At 56.2% G+C, this 19,506-nt stretch carries 19 protein-coding genes; 12 read left to right on the top strand and 7 right to left on the bottom strand.

Going from position 1 to position 19,506, the window contains the following annotated elements:
• Positions 1 to 774 precede the first annotated feature (774 nt).
• From SD425_RS02570 to SD425_RS02555, 5 genes are all read left to right on the top strand, one after another.
• On the top strand, positions 775 to 1,470 hold the full coding sequence (locus SD425_RS02570; RefSeq protein WP_324675093.1) for a hypothetical protein: 696 nt from the start codon (positions 775 to 777) through the stop codon (positions 1,468 to 1,470).
• Positions 1,471 to 1,506: 36 nt separating this feature from the next.
• Positions 1,507 to 1,740 carry a terminase small subunit gene (locus SD425_RS29970; protein WP_416381019.1) on the top strand — a complete coding sequence of 78 codons (234 nt, stop codon included), beginning with the start codon at positions 1,507 to 1,509 and terminating at the stop codon, positions 1,738 to 1,740.
• Between the two features lie 319 nt (positions 1,741 to 2,059).
• Positions 2,060 to 2,347 (top strand): hypothetical protein, encoded by a 288-nt coding sequence (locus SD425_RS02565; protein ID WP_324675091.1) that lies wholly within the window; start codon positions 2,060 to 2,062, stop codon positions 2,345 to 2,347.
• Positions 2,348 to 2,426: 79 nt separating this feature from the next.
• On the top strand, positions 2,427 to 3,038 hold the full coding sequence (locus SD425_RS02560; protein WP_324675088.1) for a hypothetical protein: 612 nt from the start codon (positions 2,427 to 2,429) through the stop codon (positions 3,036 to 3,038).
• Positions 3,039 to 3,151: 113 nt separating this feature from the next.
• Positions 3,152 to 6,037 carry a hypothetical protein gene (locus SD425_RS02555; RefSeq protein ID WP_324675086.1) on the top strand — a complete coding sequence of 962 codons (2,886 nt, stop codon included), beginning with the start codon at positions 3,152 to 3,154 and terminating at the stop codon, positions 6,035 to 6,037.
• A gap of 4 nt (positions 6,038 to 6,041) precedes the next feature.
• Here the strand turns inward: SD425_RS02555 and SD425_RS02550 are convergent, their stop codons facing one another.
• Positions 6,042 to 6,602: a DUF4468 domain-containing protein gene (locus SD425_RS02550; RefSeq protein ID WP_324675084.1), complete on the bottom strand. Its 561-nt coding sequence runs from the start codon at positions 6,600 to 6,602 to the stop codon at positions 6,042 to 6,044.
• A gap of 43 nt (positions 6,603 to 6,645) precedes the next feature.
• On the opposite strand from SD425_RS02550, the gene SD425_RS02545 reads away from it, so the two are divergent.
• The 6 genes from SD425_RS02545 (at position 6,646) to SD425_RS02520 (ending at position 11,027) form a co-directional block, all read left to right on the top strand.
• Positions 6,646 to 6,990, top strand: a complete 345-nt coding sequence (locus SD425_RS02545) for a hypothetical protein (RefSeq protein ID WP_324675082.1) — start codon at positions 6,646 to 6,648, stop codon at positions 6,988 to 6,990.
• Positions 6,991 to 7,587: 597 nt separating this feature from the next.
• Positions 7,588 to 7,800: a hypothetical protein gene (locus SD425_RS02540; RefSeq protein WP_324675079.1), complete on the top strand. Its 213-nt coding sequence runs from the start codon at positions 7,588 to 7,590 to the stop codon at positions 7,798 to 7,800.
• 13 nt (positions 7,801 to 7,813) lie between these two features.
• The gene (locus tag SD425_RS02535; protein ID WP_324671499.1) at positions 7,814 to 8,035 is read left to right on the top strand and encodes a hypothetical protein; all 222 of its coding nucleotides are present in this window, start codon (positions 7,814 to 7,816) and stop codon (positions 8,033 to 8,035) included.
• Between the two features lie 720 nt (positions 8,036 to 8,755).
• Positions 8,756 to 9,220, top strand: coding sequence for a translesion error-prone DNA polymerase V autoproteolytic subunit (gene umuD, locus SD425_RS02530; protein WP_324675077.1), 465 nt, complete (start codon positions 8,756 to 8,758; stop codon positions 9,218 to 9,220).
• Positions 9,204 to 10,547, top strand: a complete 1,344-nt coding sequence (locus SD425_RS02525; RefSeq protein ID WP_324675075.1) for a Y-family DNA polymerase — start codon at positions 9,204 to 9,206, stop codon at positions 10,545 to 10,547. Before umuD ends, SD425_RS02525 begins: the two co-directional genes overlap by 17 nt.
• A gap of 93 nt (positions 10,548 to 10,640) precedes the next feature.
• Positions 10,641 to 11,027: a hypothetical protein gene (locus SD425_RS02520; protein WP_324675073.1), complete on the top strand. Its 387-nt coding sequence runs from the start codon at positions 10,641 to 10,643 to the stop codon at positions 11,025 to 11,027.
• A 114-nt stretch (positions 11,028 to 11,141) separates the two neighbouring features.
• Here the strand turns inward: SD425_RS02520 and SD425_RS02515 are convergent, their stop codons facing one another.
• Genes SD425_RS02515 through SD425_RS02505 form a run of 3 tightly spaced genes read right to left on the bottom strand, consistent with a single transcriptional unit; the run spans position 11,142 to position 11,921 of the window.
• Positions 11,142 to 11,387, bottom strand: coding sequence for a hypothetical protein (locus SD425_RS02515; RefSeq protein WP_324675071.1), 246 nt, complete (start codon positions 11,385 to 11,387; stop codon positions 11,142 to 11,144).
• 50 nt (positions 11,388 to 11,437) lie between these two features.
• Positions 11,438 to 11,701, bottom strand: a complete 264-nt coding sequence (locus SD425_RS02510; protein ID WP_324675070.1) for a hypothetical protein — start codon at positions 11,699 to 11,701, stop codon at positions 11,438 to 11,440.
• Between the two features lie 4 nt (positions 11,702 to 11,705).
• Positions 11,706 to 11,921 carry a DUF2442 domain-containing protein gene (locus SD425_RS02505; protein WP_324675068.1) on the bottom strand — a complete coding sequence of 72 codons (216 nt, stop codon included), beginning with the start codon at positions 11,919 to 11,921 and terminating at the stop codon, positions 11,706 to 11,708.
• Between the two features lie 38 nt (positions 11,922 to 11,959).
• On the opposite strand from SD425_RS02505, the gene SD425_RS02500 reads away from it, so the two are divergent.
• A complete protein-coding gene (locus SD425_RS02500) occupies positions 11,960 to 12,097 on the top strand; it encodes a hypothetical protein (protein ID WP_324675066.1) in 138 nt (45 codons plus the stop codon).
• Positions 12,098 to 12,382: 285 nt separating this feature from the next.
• On the opposite strand, the gene SD425_RS02495 is transcribed toward SD425_RS02500, so the two are convergent.
• The 3 genes from SD425_RS02495 to SD425_RS02485 form a co-directional block, all read right to left on the bottom strand.
• Positions 12,383 to 17,386 (bottom strand): malectin domain-containing carbohydrate-binding protein, encoded by a 5,004-nt coding sequence (locus tag SD425_RS02495; protein WP_324675064.1) that lies wholly within the window; start codon positions 17,384 to 17,386, stop codon positions 12,383 to 12,385.
• A 615-nt stretch (positions 17,387 to 18,001) separates the two neighbouring features.
• Positions 18,002 to 18,862 carry a DNA/RNA non-specific endonuclease gene (locus SD425_RS02490; RefSeq protein ID WP_324675062.1) on the bottom strand — a complete coding sequence of 287 codons (861 nt, stop codon included), beginning with the start codon at positions 18,860 to 18,862 and terminating at the stop codon, positions 18,002 to 18,004.
• Between the two features lie 449 nt (positions 18,863 to 19,311).
• The gene (locus SD425_RS02485; protein WP_324675060.1) at positions 19,312 to 19,506 is read right to left on the bottom strand and encodes a hypothetical protein; all 195 of its coding nucleotides are present in this window, start codon (positions 19,504 to 19,506) and stop codon (positions 19,312 to 19,314) included.

Here is a 19,506-nt window from a genome sequence, read left to right as displayed (position 1 = left end):
CCAGTTCAATCACCAACTTCTAACTTCTCTAGCCATTACAAGTAACATACACAACGTCAACATCTTAGCTCTAAATCCGCTTTGACAATCCACAAGGCCACACCATTTACCAAGCCTATATTCTCGATGAAAACACACATTTCCACTCTGTTCTGAGCTTTGCAAAGACAGTGACCCGTCGGCTATTTTTTATAAAGTTTATAGTCAACAGATATAGCCTTTGCGCATCAGCTAATCTCCGCTATCCTACACCAGCGTTTACAGGAATAAAACAGGAATGGAACCGCCTACCATAGCCTAAGAAAGCCTAAGACTGTTGCGGCGTTTACAGGCATATAACAGGCATAGAATGACCCTTTGCCCTCCTATAAATAACAGAGATCAACAGCAAAAACGGGTGGCCTTTGTAGGAGCCAGCTGTAGTCCAGCAAAGGGCATAACGAAATGGTATACCCTCACCGTGGGTGGCCCCTAGGTTGCTAAGGTTTGCTAAGGTGCAGCGACCTCAAATGCTAAGAAATGCTAGGATTTTCGACTCGACATGCTAACAAATGCTAACATTTTTTCGACTGTAGCCGGGTTGGCTCTTTCCTGTTTCAGTCGGCTCCCACCCTTACGCACGAACGCGTCATGGGCAGACGCATGCTGACATTTTTCTAACAAGTGTTAACACTTGTTAACGCATGAAAGGCATAGCTCCGGGAACACAACGGAAACCGAATGCCGGTTTACCTCGCCTCATCTCGTTTATAAATTCCCCTCACCAGCTCGCTCATGATAAACCTTGTCGACAGCGTCGGCCCTTACGAATTACCCTCTTCCTGGCACGAAGTCACTACGCGCCAGTACTGTGCGTTGGCCGCCCTCGCCGACTCGACCATGGAGCACGCCGCCGCCTGCCTGGTAGGCCGACCGGTGGAGCTCAGCGAGTCGGTACTTGCTGCCTTGGCTTTCCTTCGCACCGAGCCACTGACCACTGGTGGTCCCGCCTACCCACTGGACCTAGGGCAAGCAACGTACGTGCAGGCGGAGCAGCTGCGCATGCTAGCCTATGGTCAACCATTGCTCTCGTGCTTCGGGCAGCTCTATGGTCTTTTCGTGGCCCGACAGCAGCCAGGCGTCGATGGCTTCGATCAGCAGGTGGCCACCGACCTTGGCGCCGCTTGTCTTGCGTGGCCAATCACCGATACCTACCCCGCCGTGCGGCATTGCCTGTCGGAGCTACAGCGACTCACGACGCAGTACGCCAAGCTAGCTGAGCCCTGCCTGTGCGTGCAGTGCCGACAGCCGCGGCCGGCGCAGGCGCAGGCTAGCCAGCCGGCGCTTCCGGGTTACGCGCTCGTCATCGGCATCATCGCCGCCAAGCTGGGCACGGATCCGGTGGCCGTAGCGGCTTGGTCGGCCGATACTGTCTACCAGCACCTACTACAGGAGCGTCTGGATCATGAGCAGCAGGTAGGGCTCGCTTAGCTGGTAGGGAGTTTCCCGACCAGTACGCGCACATGCGTGCGCGTGCGCGTACTGTTGTCGAAAAGGATACTTGCCTTCGATTCAGAAAATAAGACAAAAGCGGCATTGCTCGCTGGTTATGCCACCTCAGGAGCGGGCCAAGAAGCGCACCGATTGCTAAGAATTGCTAATGTTCGGGCCGCTGTTGACGAGCGAATGGGCGCCTTCGGCATGAGCGCGGAAAAGGTGGTGCAGCGCATGAGCGAGGCAGCTAGTATCCTTCTAAATTAGCACTTTACGATTAAAAAAGCACAGGACTACGAGCAAGAACACGTCACCATTGGCGAGCTGGCACAGCGCAAAGAGGGTGAAATTGACTTTATCCGGGAATGTCTGGCGCACGTACCCGAGGTACAAGTGTGCTACCGGCCATTAGCGCCCCGCAGAGGTGTTGGGTTAGTTTCCACTTGTTACCATGTCTACGCGCGCATCTGATTATCATTTGCTTGTGTTATTCCCCGCCCTAGGATTCAGCCGAAGATTGCCGAGAGGTTCCGTGTGTGGTATTGGGTAGGGTTTGCTAGCTTTAGCAAACCTCAAGCTTATACCTATGCGCTATCAATTTCGAGAGGAGAGTTATCAAGGCAGAACCATTCGCTTCATAAAGGCCCTTGGTGTAAACAGCGACGGGCTAGCGATGGCACCGGCTTATGTAATGAACGTGATGAAATATATAAGCACTAAAGATCCCGATATAATTGTGATAGGTATGATAGGGTATAGCGGTACCTCTTCGTCGACAAGTGACGCTTTTACGGCTGCGTTTTTAAAGCAGTACCGCCGATTGCCAGATCATTATTACGCGTGGAAAGAGGCAGCGATAGAAGATCAATCATAAAACCCTGCTAGCTCGTTAGCCACAAAGCCTGACGCAAGCGCACGAGATTGCGGTGCTTTTAATTACTATGCTATGCAAAATGAAGGAAATTTCAGAGCTAGAAGAAATCTCACGCAAAACACGAGAAAAGCGTGCTGAATTAGCTTGGAGTAAAAGCTGGTGGCGAACATTCGAAAGAATAGGTGCCGGATTAGCTGTTATAGCAATGGTAGGACTAGCCGCCTACGGGCTCAATACACTGCTCCCTATAATTTGGTCAAAGAACTCTGCGTGGTTAAATTCTCGCACAGCCATTGCATTATGTTGTGGAGCCGTAATTAGTACAGGGCTTGTATTTTACAATTTACGCGAGAAACATCGCTTTATTTATGCAAGTGCTGAAATGGGGGCATCATTAGTGACAGCCTATAGTGCTTTGTCACAGCTAAATGCTTCGCATGATCTTGAGCGATTCCTACTAACACTGCTTGGCGCTATATACATATTCGTACGTGCTTGTGATAACTTCAAGAAATGGAGAGAGGTAGGAACTGCTCAACAAAAAATTATGCGCAAGAAAATCGCAGAATTGCAAAGTGAGTACGATACACTTGGTGCGAAATTCGATGCGCTAATGCGTGCAGATCCCCGGTATAAAGATGCTATAGCGAAAATGGATGCCATAACAGCTCAGCATAAAGGAAAAGGGTAGCCAACCCCCACTAGCTCGTTAGCCACAAAGCCTGATATAGGGATCACTAATTTCCCGCCCCGCCTGTAACCCACAAACTGCCTGCCTGCACCTAGGTGTTGCACCTTGCAGGCATGGCAACCACAGAAGAGAGGATCCTACTTCGTGTCGACATCGACTATAACGACAAACGAATACAGGAACTGACGAAGTCGATTCGCGAGGCCAAGCAGGCATCGGCCGACCTGGACAAGCAGGCGAAGGCCGGCAAGATTTCGCAGGACGAAGCCGACCGAGGCATGCAGCGGTACGCGAACGACGTGCGGATCATGGGCCAAGAAGTGAGTTTGCTCAACAGGCTCAACGATACCCAGCGCGTAGCTAACCTAGCGGCTGCGGGTAGCTATGACCAACTCCGAGCGAGGGCACGCCTACTTACGTCGCAGCTCAACGCGATGGGCGAGGAACAGCGCGAGAATACGGAAGAAGGCAAGGCGTTAACGGCCGAGCTCCGGGAAACCAACGACGCCCTAGCGGCTGGCAGCAAAAAGGTCGGCGACTTCAAAGGCCGGCTGTTCGAGTACGGCGACTCCATTAAAGAGGCCCTACGCGGTACTGGCTCCTTCGGTAATAGCGTGGTAGACTTAGCCGACAACTTCAGCGGCAAGCTCACCAAAGGGCTAGAAATTGGTAAGACTGCCTTTGGTAGCTTCAACCGGGTACTAGCTACCAGCGTGATCGGTATCGTCATTCTCGCCCTCGGCACGCTCTACACGTTCCTAACGCGTACACAAGCGGGCATGGACTTCGTAGAGCGTAAGACCAAGGCCGTCAATGTGGTGTTCGGGGTACTCGTGGATAGGATTGCTCCCATCGGGCAGGCCTTGCTCAAAGCCTTTACCGATCCAAAGCAAGCCATAAGCGACCTAGTAGACTTCATCGAGAAGAATCTGAGCAACCGCCTAGCTTCTTTCGGCGTGCTGCTAGAGGCCATTCAGGAGCGCGACTTTTCCAAGCTGGCCGATGGGGCGGTGCAGCTCGCCACCGGCATTACCAACGCCACCGACAAGGCAAAAGCGTTCGGCTCGGAAGTCGGCAACGCGGCCAAGGCAGGCGAGCAAATCGCTACGACCTTGCAGCGCATTCGAGACGCGGAAACCCAAGTCGAGTTGCAACAGAAGCGCAACGAGGCGCAGATTGAAAAACTCAAGTTTGCCGCCGAGGACGTGACCAAGGCCACGAGTGTACGCATTCAGGCCGCCCAGCAGGCGTTTGCCTTGGAGCAGCAGACCACACAGGTTACGCTCAACTTACAGCAGTTGCGCGTCGATGCGCTAAAGCGCGAAGCTAGCTTGCACAGCCAAACCGCCGCCCAGCGCAAGGAAATAGCCGAGGAAGAGGGTAAGCTCGCCGACATTACCAAAAACAGCCTGACGCGGCAAATTGAGCTAAACAACAAGATCAACGAAATCCGCAATTCGGCTGCGCAAGCTGCCCAGCAGGCCAGCGACAAGGCGCTAGAATTACGGCGTGGGCAGTTGAAACTAGAGAATGATTTGATCGACCAGCAGCTCCGCAAGGTGCGCGCTGGTAGCGAGGAGGAACTGCGCTTGCTGGAGCAAAAGCTTGTGAACTCGCGCAAGATCGAGCTGACGCAAAAAGACCTCACCAACAAGCAAAAGCAACTCATTGATACCAAGTACGAGAACGACAAAGCGCAGCTAGAAACGGACTTCGCCAAAAAGCGCACCCAAGCCAGCATCAAAGCCGCACAAGATGAAACCGCCGCCGAACTGACGTATCAGGTGCAGGGCAGCGCGAAGGCATTAGACTTGCAACGGCAGGCTATTGAACAGCAACGAAAGGCACAGCTAGCCGCGCTGGACGAAACCCACGACAACGAAGCGGCTAAGAAGTTAATCAATGCCCAGGCCGACCAACAGCAGCTGGAGCTAGAGTTTCAGAACGCACTCACTGCGCTGAACGACTACCAGGACGAACGGCTGCAAGCTATTGAGCTAGCCTATTCTAAAGGCGAAATCAGAGAACAGCAGTATCAAGATGCTGTAGCAGCAATTGAAGGTGCTGGCATTGAGGCGCTAAAGGTGCTCAATAATGACTATCGAAAAGATCAAGCAGAAGCCGACAAGAAAGCAGCCGATTATCAGCTACGGCAAACAGAGCGCGTCCTGACTGCCAAGCAAAAGGCGGCTGAACAGGAGCGGCGTCTTAACGAAGAGCGCGTGCAGATTGGGCAATCTGTAGCAGATATAATCACCTCGTTAGCGGGCGAAGAAACTGACGCCTATCAGCTTGCTATGGCTGCCAAGAAGGCACTAGCTGTAGTTGAAATCGGTATTAACCTGGAGCGTCAACTAAGCGAGATTGCGCTTACGGGTATCAAGATTGGCGCAATAGCCCCACCGGCTAGCCTTGCCGCTGCCTTCGCCTACGATGCTACTGCATCCACATTGGCCATTGCCAAAGCAGCAGCTCAAACCGTAGCTGTGCTAGCCTTTGCCGAGGGTGGTGCTATCGAAGGGCCGGGCACCGGCACCAGCGACAGTATACCGGCAACGGGACCGCTTGCGGGCGTGCGCTACAAGCTCAGCAACGGGGAACACGTCTGGACAGCTGAAGAGGTAAAGAATGCGGGCGGACACCAAGCCATTGAGCAGCTACGGGCGCAGTACCGCACGCCACAGCCTGCGGTGCTTACGCATTTGAACAGCTTTGCTGTTGTTGGGCAGCGCAGCTTCGCCAGCGGCGGGTCGGTTGGCGTAACCACCTTGTTGGATGGAGGCTATGCGCAGCGTCGGATGAGTAGAGAAGTCTTTGCTTCAAGCATTAGCGATGTACAGCAGCCAGAGATGAAAGCCTCGCTGGATATTGATTACGACAAGCTCGGCGAAGCTATCGGTCGCAATGTGCCTTCAGAACTGGGCTTTGATGCTGCTAGGAGAATGTTCAACTGGTGGGAAAAGCGCGAACAGCAGATAAAGAAAAGCTCGCTCAATTAGTATGCTACCAGTCTTTGGTAGTAGACTTTTCAGCTTGCTGAAGAGAGAAGATTACTTGTCTAAGGCTCGAGTTTACGCTAGTCATGCGGTCTAGCAAAAACGGCTGTGGCTGCCCTCTCTTATCGTAGCCTGCCCTATTTGTGAATATATCTTCGTAGCTAACCGTTTGCGCCGGATTGATTCTGCCGTTAATAGCAGTGGCAGGTACTTCACACACGACATTAGTTAATTCGTAACGGTAACGCCCATCTTTAACTGTGATGGTTAGTGCGAAGCCGACAACATCTTCGATCTTGGTAGTAATCCCCCAAGAGGATCTTATTTGTGGTTTTACGACAATCAGATTTGCTACTTGGTTGCTAACAGGTGTAAGGTCCTTGAAGCTCTTCGCTACCCATTCCTGAGCGCGCGCGTATAATTCCTCCTTTGTTGCATTTGCCACAGGCACAACGCCTATGTAGGTTATTTTCTTGGTAGTCGAATCGACGGGCAAGCCTGCTAGGGTTTGGGCTTGGGTAGTACGAAGGGTAAGTAAGAATAGGGCGATAGTTAGTAAGGTTTTCATAGAGGAAAGCTACTGAACAAAACGCAAGTAACCAGTTCGATCCATGGACAACAAGCAAGTGAGGAAGCGTCAGAGAAAAGTCAAGCACGGTGAATCGTACGCGCACACCGAAACCAAGGAATACCGCGCCTGGCGGCACATGCTGGGCCGGTGCCGTAATCCCAACCACCGGGACTATGCCCGCTATGGTGGCCGCGGTATCGTTGTGTGCGCGCGCTGGATTACTTCCTACCAGAACTTTCTTGCCGACGTCGGCCGGGCACCTTCCGTAGAGCACATCTTCGCCCGGCGCAGCGAAGACGGTAACTTCGAGCCCGCCAACTGTGGTTGGGGCATTCTGACCCTAGTGCCTACCGTCGCCTTCCATTCTGCCCCTGCCAACGCGTGAGCAGGGGCTCACAAGCACACGCTTTGGCACCTAGGCCACGAGTTTCGACACCAATACGCGCGCGTACGAGGCGAGGCATCCAAGCCGAGGGGAGTTTCCGGACCAGTACGCGCACGCGCGAGGGAATGAACGCAGATCACAAGGACTTTTGCGACCAGTACACGCGCGCACGCGAGGACCGAACCCGATGATTTTACCGATACTCCCCCCTAAAACCCCCCATTAATGGTATGCCTTGCCGTGATAGTGCCTAGCTACTGAACCCAACAAAACCCAACGTTCTGCATCCCTTTCCCTGCATCACCCTTGGGCAGTAGCGCTCGGTGGCGCTCCGATCTGGCAGCGCAATTTTGCGCCGGTACCCTTCTTTGCTTGGCACAGTAAGCTCCCTACTAGTTAGGGAACTTACCCACGCTCACATGCAGCCTAGGGTAAGCCTCTCTGCTCTCTGCAAACTGTGTAGCGCAAAGCGGTAAACAGCAGGATTTTCCCAAACTTTTCGACCCTATCGGGGTAGAATATCAGCTACATTTTGCTAAATTGCTATAGCAAAAACAGGGTCCTATTTATCACTTCTTTACGCCTCCGACGCATCCTATGGCTCATAAGACGAAGACGAACAAGGACGGCGCGCACGAACAATACATCAAGATCGGTATTCCCCAAGCCGTGTTCGAGCTGTTGCATGCGCGACGCGAGGATGAAGGCAACAGCACGATGCAGGAGTTCCTAGCGCCGGTGCTAAAAGCCGTTGCCAAGGGTGAAATCAGCCGGCCCTACACCTGGCAATTGAAGCAGTCCACTACCTAAACCGCAGCTGAAGATGACGAGCAAGAAACGCCGCCCTGGGCTATTAGAACGGGGCATGAAAGAGATCAAGCTGATATTGCCCGAGCAGGTTGTGGATGACCTAGACGAACTCATCAGGCAAAGCGAAGGCGTGAATCGCCAAGCGTACTTGGCACCGATCATTCGAGCAGTAAGCAAGGGCGAGTTAGAGCATCGCTATACCTGGAAATCACCGGTAACAGGCAAGGTATACTAGCCTTGACGGTCATCTCGCCCTCGACGGAAGGTACCAAAGAGGTCATGCTTGGTAGGTTGCAAAGCTCTTTTGGTAATGACGTGCCGAATACAAAAAATGCACAAGGCACCTTGATTTCGAAGTCAAAATCGTCCTGTTTGCAAAATATTTCTACCTGACTGTCAATTATTTGCAATTATTTTTTGCAAAAAAAGGCCATTTCCCCCTCCAGGGAACAGCGAGGCAGATATAGATAGTGGGTGTTGTACTTATCCCCACAGAGCATCGCAGCCATGGCGGCTGCCGCTCACTTGTTTTTTACGATCCTGCTGCGCCTCTTGGCGTGGGTCCTCTTGAATGCTAGCATGGTTGCCGAATTCACGCTTCTATGTAAGGCTGTAGCTGCCTTGCTTGCACTGATTACCGCTATAATCAGCTTAGTGCTAGCCGGTGACAAGCTACGGCGCCGTCTCCGACTCTGGTAGTCGATGGCGAGCCATACTCTTCCGCCCCTAAGGTTAAAGTAGACCTTGGGGGCGGTGTCGTTTTGTACCATGATACAATACACAAACCTAGCTTCATAATTACCCAAAGCTTACTTCAGTCTGCTAATCAAATGAGCTAGCCAAACAAGTTATTAACAGTGTTATCCACAGACTGTTGATAACTTTTTTAGCAATGATTGTCCAATTATATTAGCAATATCGTATTTCTTGCAGTCCCATCTTTGTTGCGCTGCCTATGTGTGAAGTTGTTTTGTTGTCGATTCGTCACCGCCCCTTATGGCTCTTGTTCTTTGAATCGCTCGTGCCCGCGGGCTTTCCCTCGCCAGCGGAAGATCACCGGGGTATCAAGCTCGATTTGAACCAACTGCTCCTACCCCATCCTGACTCCACCTACTTGGTGCGCGTCACAGGGAATAGCATGACGGGAGGAGAGTCGGGCATCCGCGACGGTGCTTTGCTCGCTGTCGACTGCCACCTTCGGCCCCAGCACGATGACGTGGTCATTGCCGTTGTGGAGGGCGAGTTCACCGTTAAGCGCTTCGTACAACGCGGTTCTGCGTGGTGGCTCGTGCCTGACAACCCCGCGTTTCCTTCAATGGAGATTACCCAGCCCGATCTATTCGACGTGTGGGGCGTGGTCACCCACGTGGTCACCGAAACCCGCCGCGGTCGTTTGTCGAGCTATGTTCGCGTTAGTTGATGGCAACAACTTCTACGTGAGTTGCGAGCGGGTCTTCCAGCCGCACTTGAATGGTGTGCCCGTCGTAGTGCTCAGCAACAACGACGGCTCCATTATCTCCCGCTCGGCAGAAGCCAAGGCCCTGGGCATTGGCATGGGCGAACCCTACTTCAAGCTCAAGCCGCTTCTACAGGCGCATCAGGTGCAGGTCTTTTCCAGCAACTACGCGCTCTATGGGGACATGAGTCGGCGCGTGACCAGCTACCTGGCTAGCATGGTTCCCGAGATTGAGATCTACTCCATCGACGAGTGCTTCCTAGACCTGCACGGTATGCAGCGCTGGCACGGCGACTTAGACGCCTTTTGCCGACGTCTTCGCGCCGAAGTGAAGCGCCGCACGCACATCCCCACCTGCGTCGGGATTGCGCCGACCAAGACGCTGGCCAAGCTGGCGAACCGCTTAGCCAAGAAGCGCTCGGACCTGGAAGGCGTGCTCTACCTGGATTCGGACGAGAAGCGACGCTGGGCGCTGGAACAGGTAGCCGTAGAGGACGTGTGGGGCATTGGAAGGCAGTACGCCACTAAGCTGCACAGCCTCGGTATTCCGACGGCCGCCCACCTGGCGCAGGTCTCCGATTCTTGGGCCCGTAAGCATCTAGGGGGCGTGGTCGGAGCCCGCCTCGTGCGCGAGCTGCAAGGCCACTGCTGTCACGAGCTCGCCCCGAGTGAAGATGGGCAACTCGAACGCAAGAGCATTGCCTGCACCCGCTCCTTTGCCGAGCCTTTATCCCAGTACCAAGACGTGCTTAGCGCCGTGGGCACGTTTGCTGCACGAGCGGCCGAGAAGCTACGTCGCCAGAATTCGGCCGTGAATGTGCTCACCGTATTCATTAGCAAGAACCGTTTCGGGCTGGAGCCACCCCCACACACCTTCTCAGCTACGATGACCTTGCCCACGGCCACCAGCGACACGGGCGAGCTGTTACGCTACGCACGGGCGCTACTTAAGCGCCTGTGGCAGCCCCATACCGTCTACAAAAAAGCCGGCGTGGTCTTCGACGGGTTAGAAGCAGATGGCTGCCAACAGCTAGACTTGTTTGATCCTAAACCAAAGTGCGAGGGCCGCGTTCGGTTGATGGCCGAGCTCGATAAGCTCAACCAGCGCTACGGCACGGGGACCGTCAGCTTTGCTACTGCCTACCGTGGCCAAGGGCAGAAAGTAACTCCCTGGGTAGGAAAAGCCGAGTGGAAAACGCCGGCCTATACCACCAGCTTTGAAGGGCTCTGGCGCATTAACATGGATGCCCTGCAGCTTTCGGTTAAGCAGCCAGAGAACCCCACCAAGTGAGTAGGTAATAGACAAGGCTTTTCGCTTGTATAGCGCTTTGCAGTTGGAGTGAAAGTTGAACAAGCGTGCTGGTCTTATTCTACTCTAACCGTTATGTATCACTATTTCCTTCTATTAGGCCTTTTGTGCGGCACACTCTCCTTCTCGGCTCGTGCGCAAATATTTACTCCGGCGGAAGCCGCCAAGAAACCAACGCTCAAATTGGATATGGGCGCGCGCACTAAGGAAGATGCCCTGTGGCTGCGCAACTACGATCCCGTCACCTATCGCCGCGTGATTCTGGTTGTGAACAAAGAGTACATCTACCGAACCAATACGCTGCGCCCTAATTCTCTAATGTCGATTCCCTGGACCTCGTTCGTACGAGCGGATGGGCGAGCGCTCCAGCAGAAGCCCAGCCCGTTACAAAGCCTGGTGATTCACGTTGAAAATGCCGCGGGGGAATACGGAATCATTGATGTGCAGCACAAGTCCTTATAGAAGCTCGTGCAAGGCCGTGTGAAAAATCACCGGATACGTGCCTGGTGCGCTCTTACTAGTGGTACACAACTATTATCAGTAAAAAAGCCCGGCGCTCACAAGGCCGGGCTTTTCTTATAAAAACAGGTTTCTAAATAACGCAGCTATATCCTCTTGAATGTAGCCTGGCAGTTTATACGAGCCGAATGTATAGTCGAGCTGCCGATCGTAGTTTTCATACAAGACTACGTAGTGGCGAAGCTGTTTGGGCCACTTATACCGCGCTGCTATCTCATCTAAGTAGGGCTGGTGCTTTATCCCTAACGCGTCCAGCCCTTGTTGAAAGAGTTCTGTGGCAGGGATAAAGGGTTGTGGTTCCATCGTCACCAAGATACGCTATCTGTCCATCTGCCCCATGGTCAGCCGCTCGCCTACCCCCATCCTAGTCCCAAGTCCTGCAGGCCAACATACACCGCATAGTCCTCCAGCCCTCCCGCATCCGTAAAGCACAGGCACTGGTGCAGGTGGTTGACCTCGGGGTCATAGTACACCTCGACAAAAAAGCTCCCGAGGTGATACAGGTTAATGGTATCCTCTTCCTCGTAGCGGGTAGCCAAGTAGGTGCCTTCATTCAGCACGGTACCTAGTTGGTCGACTTGGCTCAGGAACTTGAATCTTGACAGGGTGATTGACATCGGCTTACTTCATCTGTTCCAGCGTCAGCTTCTCCCCAAGATCAGGCCACTCTACGGCCGTATCCCGATCAGCTAGCTGCCAGTTGGCCCGTTGGGCCGGCGTCGCGTGATACAGGAACGTAGCCGGCTGGGCCGTAAGCAGGCACGGCCAGAAAGTGCTGCCCGACAGGAAGACGTAAATAGAGGTGGTAGTAAACTCGACGCGATTAATGGAAGCCATGCCCCGAAGGTAGGCACAGGGCTTGCATAACCGCAAGCATGCTCTACCCTGCTGTTCGTCGCCGCCGTCACCTGCTCCGTACCCGACGCCCGACGCCCGGCTGGGTGTACCTACTCGTCTTCCTCTGGTTGATCGGTGCGCTCAGCGCCATGTTCTACGATGAGCAATACCCTTAACTGACTTTCATCAGTAACGGCTTCAGCTGGCGTTACGCTACTGCTAGAGTGATATTGAGTGTGCTAACCTTGGCAACCAATTGCGGTATTTTCTTGTCTTTCCTGTATTGGTGACTTAGGCCAGCACGCTACTGAATGGCGTCACTTTAAAGCCCCGCCTTGAGAGAGTGCGAGGCTTTTATTTTACCTAGCTGGATCCAGCCTTAACGCACCGCGGCCCGGCAAACGACAAGAAGTCGCGTACCGGGCCGGGTGTTAGGTGCCACTTCGGGTGTGCGCCGCAGGCTATTGCTTGACTACGCGCACCTGCTGGGTGCCGGAGGCCGTGGTTAGGCGCACCACGTAGACGCCTACCGGATAGCGACCTAGCTCCAGACTCACCTGCTGGCGTTCGCCTGCGGCCACGGGCTGGCCGCTTTGCTGCCTCAGTGCCCGTCCGGCCAGATCATACACCGTCAGCGTGTAGGCTTCGGCTTGTGGGAGTTGGAAGCGCAGGTTGACCTGCTCGGCAAAGGGGTTGGGCACGGCTTCGAGCCGCGCATTCAGCGGTCCCTTGCGCTTGGCAGCCAGCACGGCCTGACCCGCCAGGGTCGTCCGGCTCTGCGCTGCCGCGGGGGTCCGTACTTCCAGGGCCGAGAGCTTGGCCGCGTCCCGTCCACCCTCGCTCTCGAGGGCGGACAGATCTAAATTCAGCACTCCATCGGTCACCACTACCGTAAACGTCTCGGTGGTAGCAGTAAACGGCACCACTTTTTTCAGGATATCGTAGTTATCCAGGACGAGTTGGTTCTCGGCCCGCACGTCAAAGACGCGTTGGCCGGGTTGCGTCCAGTACGTTTCGGCAAAGTGCAGTACCACCTGATACGTGCCGTTCGGGATGCGCAGGCTGTAGCCAAAAGCCCCTTCGAAGCGTTCGGTCTGGTACAAAGCATCGTCCGTGGTGCCGGCGATGGGGCTGCTGTTCGCCCCCGTGCGGCTAGTAGAGAAGAACTGATCGGCCGCGAACGCACCGAAGCTGGTGTTCACGGCGGGTCCACCGGCGTTCAAACGGTAGAACACCTGCATACCCGGCGTGACGGTTACAATGAGCGTCGCGGTGGCACTCAGGGCCGGGTTGCCATCATCGGTGACGCGCACGGTCAGGGTGAATGGTGAAGCGGCCGTGCGCACGGCCGTGGCATTGGCCACTTGCAGTTGGTTGCCCACGAAAGCAAACGCCCCATCCGTGTTACCCGCGACCAGCGCATAGCTCAGCGTCTGTCCCGCATCAGGGTCCGAGGCGACGACGGTCCCCACCAGGGTACCTGCGACGCTGCCCTCCGCCACCGAGAAGCTCTGGTTGGCAATCACAGGGGCCTGGTTCGGGCCGCTGCTCAGAGCGAGCACTTCCAGCGCCGAGAGCTTGGCCGCGTCGCGGCCCCCGTCCTGGGCCAGGGCCGACAGGTCCAGGTTGAGCACGCCATCCGTGACGACCACGGAGAAGGTCTCCATGGTGGCGGTGAAAGGTGTGACCTTGCGCAGAATGTCATAGTTGTCGAGCACGAGCTGGTTTTCGGCCCGTACGTCGAAGATACGCTGACCGGGTTGCGTCCAGTACAATTCGGCAAAGTGCAGCACCACTTGATACGTGCCGTTGGGCACGCGCAGGGCGTAGCCGAAGGCGCCTTCGAAGCGTTCCGTCTGATACAGCGCGTCATCCGTGGTACCGGCAATCGGGCCCGTGTTGGCACCCGTGCGGCTAGTGGAGAAATACTGGTCGGCGGCAAACGGGCCGAGACTCGTATTCAGGGCTGGGCCGCCGGCGTTGAGCCGATACAGCACCTGGGTGACGGGCGTCACGGTCACGGTCACCGTGGCGGTACTCACGAGGCTCGGGCTGCCGTTGTCCTGCACCTGCACGGTCAAGGCGTAGGTGCCCGTAGTGCTGAGCGCAGCGGCATTGGCCACTTGCAGCTGGTTACCCACGAAAATAAAGGTGCTTGCGGGGTTGCCTGCCGTGATCGAGTAGATCAGCGTCTGCCCCGCGTCGGGGTCGGTGGCCACGACAGTCCCGACCACCGTACCCGCCGGGGAACTCGCCGGGATCGAGAAGCTTTGATTGGCCACCACTGGGGGCTCGTTGACGTTGGTGACTTGAATCGTAAAGCTGGCCGAGCTAGTGAGCGTGCCATCCGAGGCTTGTACTAGGATGGAGTGTGCCGTCGCTGTTTCGTAGTCTAGCAAGCTGCCATTGGCCACCGTGACCACACCCGTGGTAGCGTTGATGGCAAAGCGTCCGCCGGCCGAGCTCGTCAAGGAGTAGGTCACGGTGCCATCTAGATCAATCGAACTCGCGGTCAGACCAACTAAGGTGCCAGGGGCGGCATTCTCGGCTACGGTATTGGGGGCCGGGTTGCTGTCGGTGGGCACCGAGGGGGCGCCATTCACAGCCTGCACTTGCACCACTTTCGTGGCCGCACTACTGCTCAGCGTGCCGTCGTTCACCACGAAGCTCACCGTGCGCGGGGCCGTGGTCGGCGTGGCCGACGTATTGGCAAAGGTGACGGCGCGCAGCGCAGCCTGCCACTGGGCGAGCGTGGCCGGGCCACCACTCGCCGTCAGCGTCAGCGTGCCCGTGGTGGTAGCGCTGCCGATGGTCCCGAAGGTGGCCGCGCTGGTGTTGGTGAAGGCCAGCACATCCTGTCCCGCCTGCTGGCCCGCCGTAAAGCTGACCGTGGCCGACGTGAGCGTGGGACTGTCCACATCTGTGACCGTCACCCCGTTGTCTACCACGACGGCCCCGGCCCCTTCCGTAAAGGTGGTCGGCCCCGCGGTGGTGGTCACCACCGGCGCTTCGTTGACATTGGTCACCTGAATCGTGAAGCTAGCCGCGCTGGTGAGCGTGCCGTCCGAGGCCTGCACGGTCACCGTGTGCGACGTGGCTGCTTCGTAGTCCAGCAACGTGCCGTTGGCCACCGTGACCACGCCGGTGCTCGGGTTGATGGCAAAGCGGCCGCCCGCCGAGTTAGGTAGGGAGTAGGATACGGTGCCATCGGCGTCCGAGGAAGCGGCGGTCAGGCCCACCAGCGTGCCGGCGGGGGCATTCTCGGCCACGGTGTTGAGCGCCGGGTCGCTGTCTATGGGCACGGAGGGGGCGCTATTGACGGCTTGTACTTGCACCAGCTTGGTGGCCGGGCTGCTGCTGAGCTCCCCGTCATTGACCACAAAGCGTACCGTGCGCGGAGCCGTATTGGGCGTGGCCGAGGAGTTGCGGTAGCTCACGTTGCGCAGCACCGTTTGCCACTGGGCCAGGCTAACGCGGGCTGCCGACGAGGTCAGCGTGAGCACCCCCGTAGTGGGGTTGTAGCTGGTCGTGATGTTGCCGGTGGGCGTGGTCAACAACTCATCCTGACTGCTGACAAAGCCGCTGCTGATGCTCACCGTGGCCGAGGCCAGGGTGGAGCCATCTGCATCCGTGACGGTCAGGCCGGGGTCCACGGCCGTGAAGGTCTGCTCGAGGGCGGTGGTGGTGCCGTCCGTGGTGGTCACCACCGGGGCGGCCGTGACGGTAAAGACGGCCGGCGTGAGGCCGCTGGTGCTGGCTGTGCCGCCGGGCGTGGTCACGCTGATGGGGCCGGAAGTGGCGCTGGCGGGCACGGTAGCCGTCAGCTGCGTAGCCGAAGTAACCGTAACGCCACTGGCGGTGGTGCTGTTAAAGCGCACGACCGTACCGCCGGTGAAGCCTGTGCCGGTAATGGTGACGCTCGTGCCGGCTACCCCACGGGTGGGCGTGAAGCTGGTGATGGTAGGGAGAGAGGGCGCTTGATTCAGGCGCACGCTCACCGTGTTCTCGCTGAAGCTCGACGCCGCGAGGTCCAGGTCCCCATCCCCATCCAGATCGCCTACACTGACGCTGTAGATTGCGGGGCCCAAGGGCACTTCGGTGCCGCCGGAGAAAGTTCCTTGCCCCGTGTTCAGGCGGACACTCACCGAGTTGCCGTTGTAATTAGCCGTCAGAAAATCCAGGTTGCCGTCGCCATCTACGTCGCCCAGCGCTAGATCGTTGGTATCGGTCCCGACACGGACCTCTTGGCCGCTCGTAAAGCGGCCCTGTCCATTATTACGGAACACATTCACCACACTGTTGCTGGTTGCCACCAGTAAATCCAAGGCGCCATCCTGGTCTAGGTCACCTAACGCAATGCCTCTGGCCCCCCCGTTCAAGCTCCAGTTGGAGCCGCCGCCGAAGCCACCCCCTCCATTGTTGAGGCGTACGCTTACGCTGGCGCTGAAGAAGTTACTTATATCGCCGTCGTTGATGGTCAGCAGATCCAGGTCGCCGTCGCTATCGACGTCGCCCAGCGCTAGATCTCTAGGACCACTTCCCACACTCACTTCGGAGCCGCCGCTGAAGGCGCCCTGCCCGTTATTGAGGCGCACACTCACGGTGACGTCGTTAGAGTTGGCCGCCAGCAGGTCGAGGTCGCCATCGCCATCGACGTCGCCCAGCGCCACGCTCTGCGGAAAACTACCTACTGTCGGATCCGAGCCCCCCCCGTAGGTGCCCGGCGTTCCGCCCTGCACTCCACCTTGGTTCAGGCGTACACTCACGGTGCCGGTAGGGATGTAGTTGGCCGTGAGCAGATCCAGGTCCCCGTCCCCATCTATATCCCCTACCACGACGCCACGCGTTCTGCTGCCAACAGCGACATCCGAGCCCCCCGCGTAGGTGCCGGGCGTTCCGCCTTGTGCCCCGCCCTGATTGAGGCGGACGTTAACGAAGGTTGGGCCAAAGTTCCCGGCTGAGACGAGTAGATCGAGGTCACCGTCGCCATCCACATCCGCGGGCGTCACCGTATTGGGTAAGCTACTCACCGCTAGCTGGCTACCGCCGCCGAACGTACCGGCAGCTATGCCGGCCTGGGTGGTGAACTGGAACACGCGGGGCGTGGCAGCCGTGCCGGTGCTGCTGCGCACCGTGGCCGGGGCGGTGACGAAGACCGTCTCGCCAGGCTTGAAGTCGGTGGTGGGGTTCACCGTGAGCGTGTTGCCGCTGGCCGAGTACGTGGCCGCTTTGCGCCCGCCAGCCTGCTGGCTGAACACGCGCACTTGACTAGCGGTGGTAGTATTCAGCGCCTGGTTGTAGGTTAAGCTCACGTTCGTGGCCCGAGGCGCCTGGTTGGTGTTGCGCACCGGACTCGTGCTGGTGATTGTCAGCTGGGCCTGGGTCCTGAGGCTCAGCCCGAGTAAGCTGGCCAGCAGCACTAGGTGCCGCCGGCGAGTGAGAAGCGAATGTAAAGGTATGGTCATGATTGGGGAGGATAAGAGGAGACAAGAAGTCGATAGTGAGCAGTCAGACCCAACCCCTCTTATCTCACCGCGACAAACGGCGAGTAGAAAAGTCCGGGCACTTGACCGAAGCGAAGGTATTCGACGCTTTTGCCCAAATCCCAAGAAGACAGTACCCCTAAACAGGGGGGGGTAGTGCACTTTTTTTAGGTTGTCGCCACGCAACCTTCCCGCGTCCCGCCGATCAATTACAGCGGCGAGCGTGGCCGGGCAACCCTCTCAGGCGAATTTGTCATTATTCGTGTACGCTGCTACCTACCTGTAGCGCTCGAACGCGCAATGGCACTGGTAGTACGCAGTCTGCAAGAACCAAGCATGGGTAAGTAGTAGGAGCGAAAGTTGAACCCCATGCAGTATAGCCTGCTCGAGACGCAAACAACGGATGGTAATCGGAGGCCGATTGGGCTCAATTATCGGAAATAAACATTCTTATATAGGGTCCCTATAACGCAAAAAGCCCGGCCTAATGAGAGCCGGGCTTTTTATTTGATATCCGTCACGTAAGGTATGTACTCTTCTATTCCTTCACTACTGGTACAGCACAGGCACTGGTGTAGGTCCAAGTGTTCGGGCAGTCTAGTTCGTTGGACCGGTATCGACACTCGCCTCTACCGTCTTTTGCACAGAAGTGGACACAGCCGACAATAGATCATAACCAGTAGCCTGCTCAATCGCATCGACGGTGGTACCGTAGCTGGCCCAATCTGTTTTGACGCTATTGTCGTTTGGTATATCAATCGCAATGACGCGCGTGCTGGTGCTCACCCGTTGCACGTCATCAATGCCGATAGGTAATACCACCACGACTTTCCAGCAGCGGTCCGGAACGGTTACGTGACCATTATCCAAGGTGGAAGCCGCGCCGTTGCTGCCCACTCCCCCTTTGCCGTAGCTGCCACAGATGATGTAGAGTTCATTGCCTTGGTCTACAAGCGTGCGGCAGTAGTTCTCCAATCCCACCCAGGTGCGCTGGTTGTTGTTGGGCGCTTGCGGCATGATGTTGCTCAGCAGGAACGTGGCCGAGTTATCCTCCACTGAACCCGTACGATCGGCCGAGGGACAGTTATGCCCCCGGTCAAACCCGGAACCGGTGTAGCTGCTCGTGGTCACGCGGTACCAGCTTGTAGGCAGCGTATTGTCAGCTGTGAAGTTGTCTTGGCGATCCGCTGTGCCCAGCCAGGCGCTGCTCAAGTGCCAACTCACCCAGTTGGGAGTCCCGCGGTCGCGGTGGTAGCTGAGCGTATACTGCGGCTTTACGAGCAGGTAGTTTGTGTAGTTACTCGCGTCCGTCGTGGCCCCACTCGGATTACCCAGCGCCAAGTTCTCGTCGTGCGTTGGGAAGGTTGTCGCAGGCGTAAGGGTCTGTTTATTATCCGAGCAACTTGCTGTGAGTAGACCAACAAACAGCAAAATACTACAAGAAGGAAGAAGCCGCATGTGTAAGTATTAAAGTGCTTATGGCAGCTAGTACCTAATTCAGTGCCAACGGTTGGGCAGACCCGCTATGTCTCTACGCCACATTCAAAGCTTCCGATGTACCTACGGCCATCAACCGGGTGGCGAAGGTGGCCAGAGCGCTCACTCCTCTTACCCCAAGCCGGCGCATAGGCAACATTAGCATGTGAGGCATCAATACAATTCAGCTGCGCTACTTACTGCGTATTGCCGCTTGAGAGTACACTTAGTGTAGCTAGCGCACTTAGGAAGACAGTTCCTTTTTGATCGGCAAGCAAGAAGCCCGACATCGTAAACGTTGGGCTTTTCTTATTGTACAGGAGATGCTAAGATCAAACCAAGGTTGCTGAACGGTGCGGTAAGCTTCATTTGGGTGCTTAGCTTCTTCGTATTTCCGAGCCAACGAGTCATGAGTTGAGCGCGGCCAGCGGCTACGGCATCGTGGGCACACTGGTGCCAGGCGTGGGCCATACTTTTTCTTTTTTTACCAACTCCCAAGGGCTGTTTGGGGTATCTCGCTCGTAAGTAAACTTGTAAATCGTATCCTGGCTCTTTCCACCTATAACAACATTAATTGTTTCGTATTCCACTTTGCTTAAGGCTAGGTCGTGCTGGTTATTTTCCAT

Source organism: Hymenobacter sp. GOD-10R (assembly GCF_035609205.1).
In the GTDB taxonomy this organism is placed as follows: Bacteria; Bacteroidota; Bacteroidia; order Cytophagales; family Hymenobacteraceae; genus Hymenobacter.
This window is presented reverse-complemented; position numbering and strand designations above follow the sequence as displayed.

Excerpts from the sequence above, each read along its gene's own strand:
- SD425_RS02505 (WP_324675068.1), bottom strand. The coding sequence starts at position 11,921 with ATGGCTTCCATTAATCGCGTCGAGTTTACTACCACCTCTATTTACGTC.
- SD425_RS02525 (WP_324675075.1), top strand. The coding sequence starts at position 9,204 with ATGTTCGCGTTAGTTGATGGCAACAACTTCTACGTGAGTTGCGAGCGG.
- SD425_RS02495 (WP_324675064.1), bottom strand. The coding sequence starts at position 17,386 with ATGACCATACCTTTACATTCGCTTCTCACTCGCCGGCGGCACCTAGTG.
- SD425_RS02555 (WP_324675086.1), top strand. The coding sequence starts at position 3,152 with ATGGCAACCACAGAAGAGAGGATCCTACTTCGTGTCGACATCGACTAT.
- SD425_RS02540 (WP_324675079.1), top strand. The coding sequence starts at position 7,588 with ATGGCTCATAAGACGAAGACGAACAAGGACGGCGCGCACGAACAATAC.
- SD425_RS02550 (WP_324675084.1), bottom strand. The coding sequence starts at position 6,602 with ATGAAAACCTTACTAACTATCGCCCTATTCTTACTTACCCTTCGTACT.
- SD425_RS02520 (WP_324675073.1), top strand. The coding sequence starts at position 10,641 with ATGTATCACTATTTCCTTCTATTAGGCCTTTTGTGCGGCACACTCTCC.
- umuD (WP_324675077.1), top strand. The coding sequence starts at position 8,756 with ATGTGTGAAGTTGTTTTGTTGTCGATTCGTCACCGCCCCTTATGGCTC.
- SD425_RS02515 (WP_324675071.1), bottom strand. The coding sequence starts at position 11,387 with ATGGAACCACAACCCTTTATCCCTGCCACAGAACTCTTTCAACAAGGG.
- SD425_RS02535 (WP_324671499.1), top strand. The coding sequence starts at position 7,814 with ATGACGAGCAAGAAACGCCGCCCTGGGCTATTAGAACGGGGCATGAAA.
- SD425_RS02510 (WP_324675070.1), bottom strand. The coding sequence starts at position 11,701 with ATGTCAATCACCCTGTCAAGATTCAAGTTCCTGAGCCAAGTCGACCAA.
- SD425_RS02490 (WP_324675062.1), bottom strand. The coding sequence starts at position 18,862 with ATGCGGCTTCTTCCTTCTTGTAGTATTTTGCTGTTTGTTGGTCTACTC.
- SD425_RS02485 (WP_324675060.1), bottom strand. The coding sequence starts at position 19,506 with ATGGAAAATAACCAGCACGACCTAGCCTTAAGCAAAGTGGAATACGAA.
- SD425_RS02565 (WP_324675091.1), top strand. The coding sequence starts at position 2,060 with ATGCGCTATCAATTTCGAGAGGAGAGTTATCAAGGCAGAACCATTCGC.
- SD425_RS02570 (WP_324675093.1), top strand. The coding sequence starts at position 775 with ATGATAAACCTTGTCGACAGCGTCGGCCCTTACGAATTACCCTCTTCC.
- SD425_RS02560 (WP_324675088.1), top strand. The coding sequence starts at position 2,427 with ATGAAGGAAATTTCAGAGCTAGAAGAAATCTCACGCAAAACACGAGAA.
- SD425_RS02500 (WP_324675066.1), top strand. The coding sequence starts at position 11,960 with ATGCTCTACCCTGCTGTTCGTCGCCGCCGTCACCTGCTCCGTACCCGA.
- SD425_RS02545 (WP_324675082.1), top strand. The coding sequence starts at position 6,646 with ATGGACAACAAGCAAGTGAGGAAGCGTCAGAGAAAAGTCAAGCACGGT.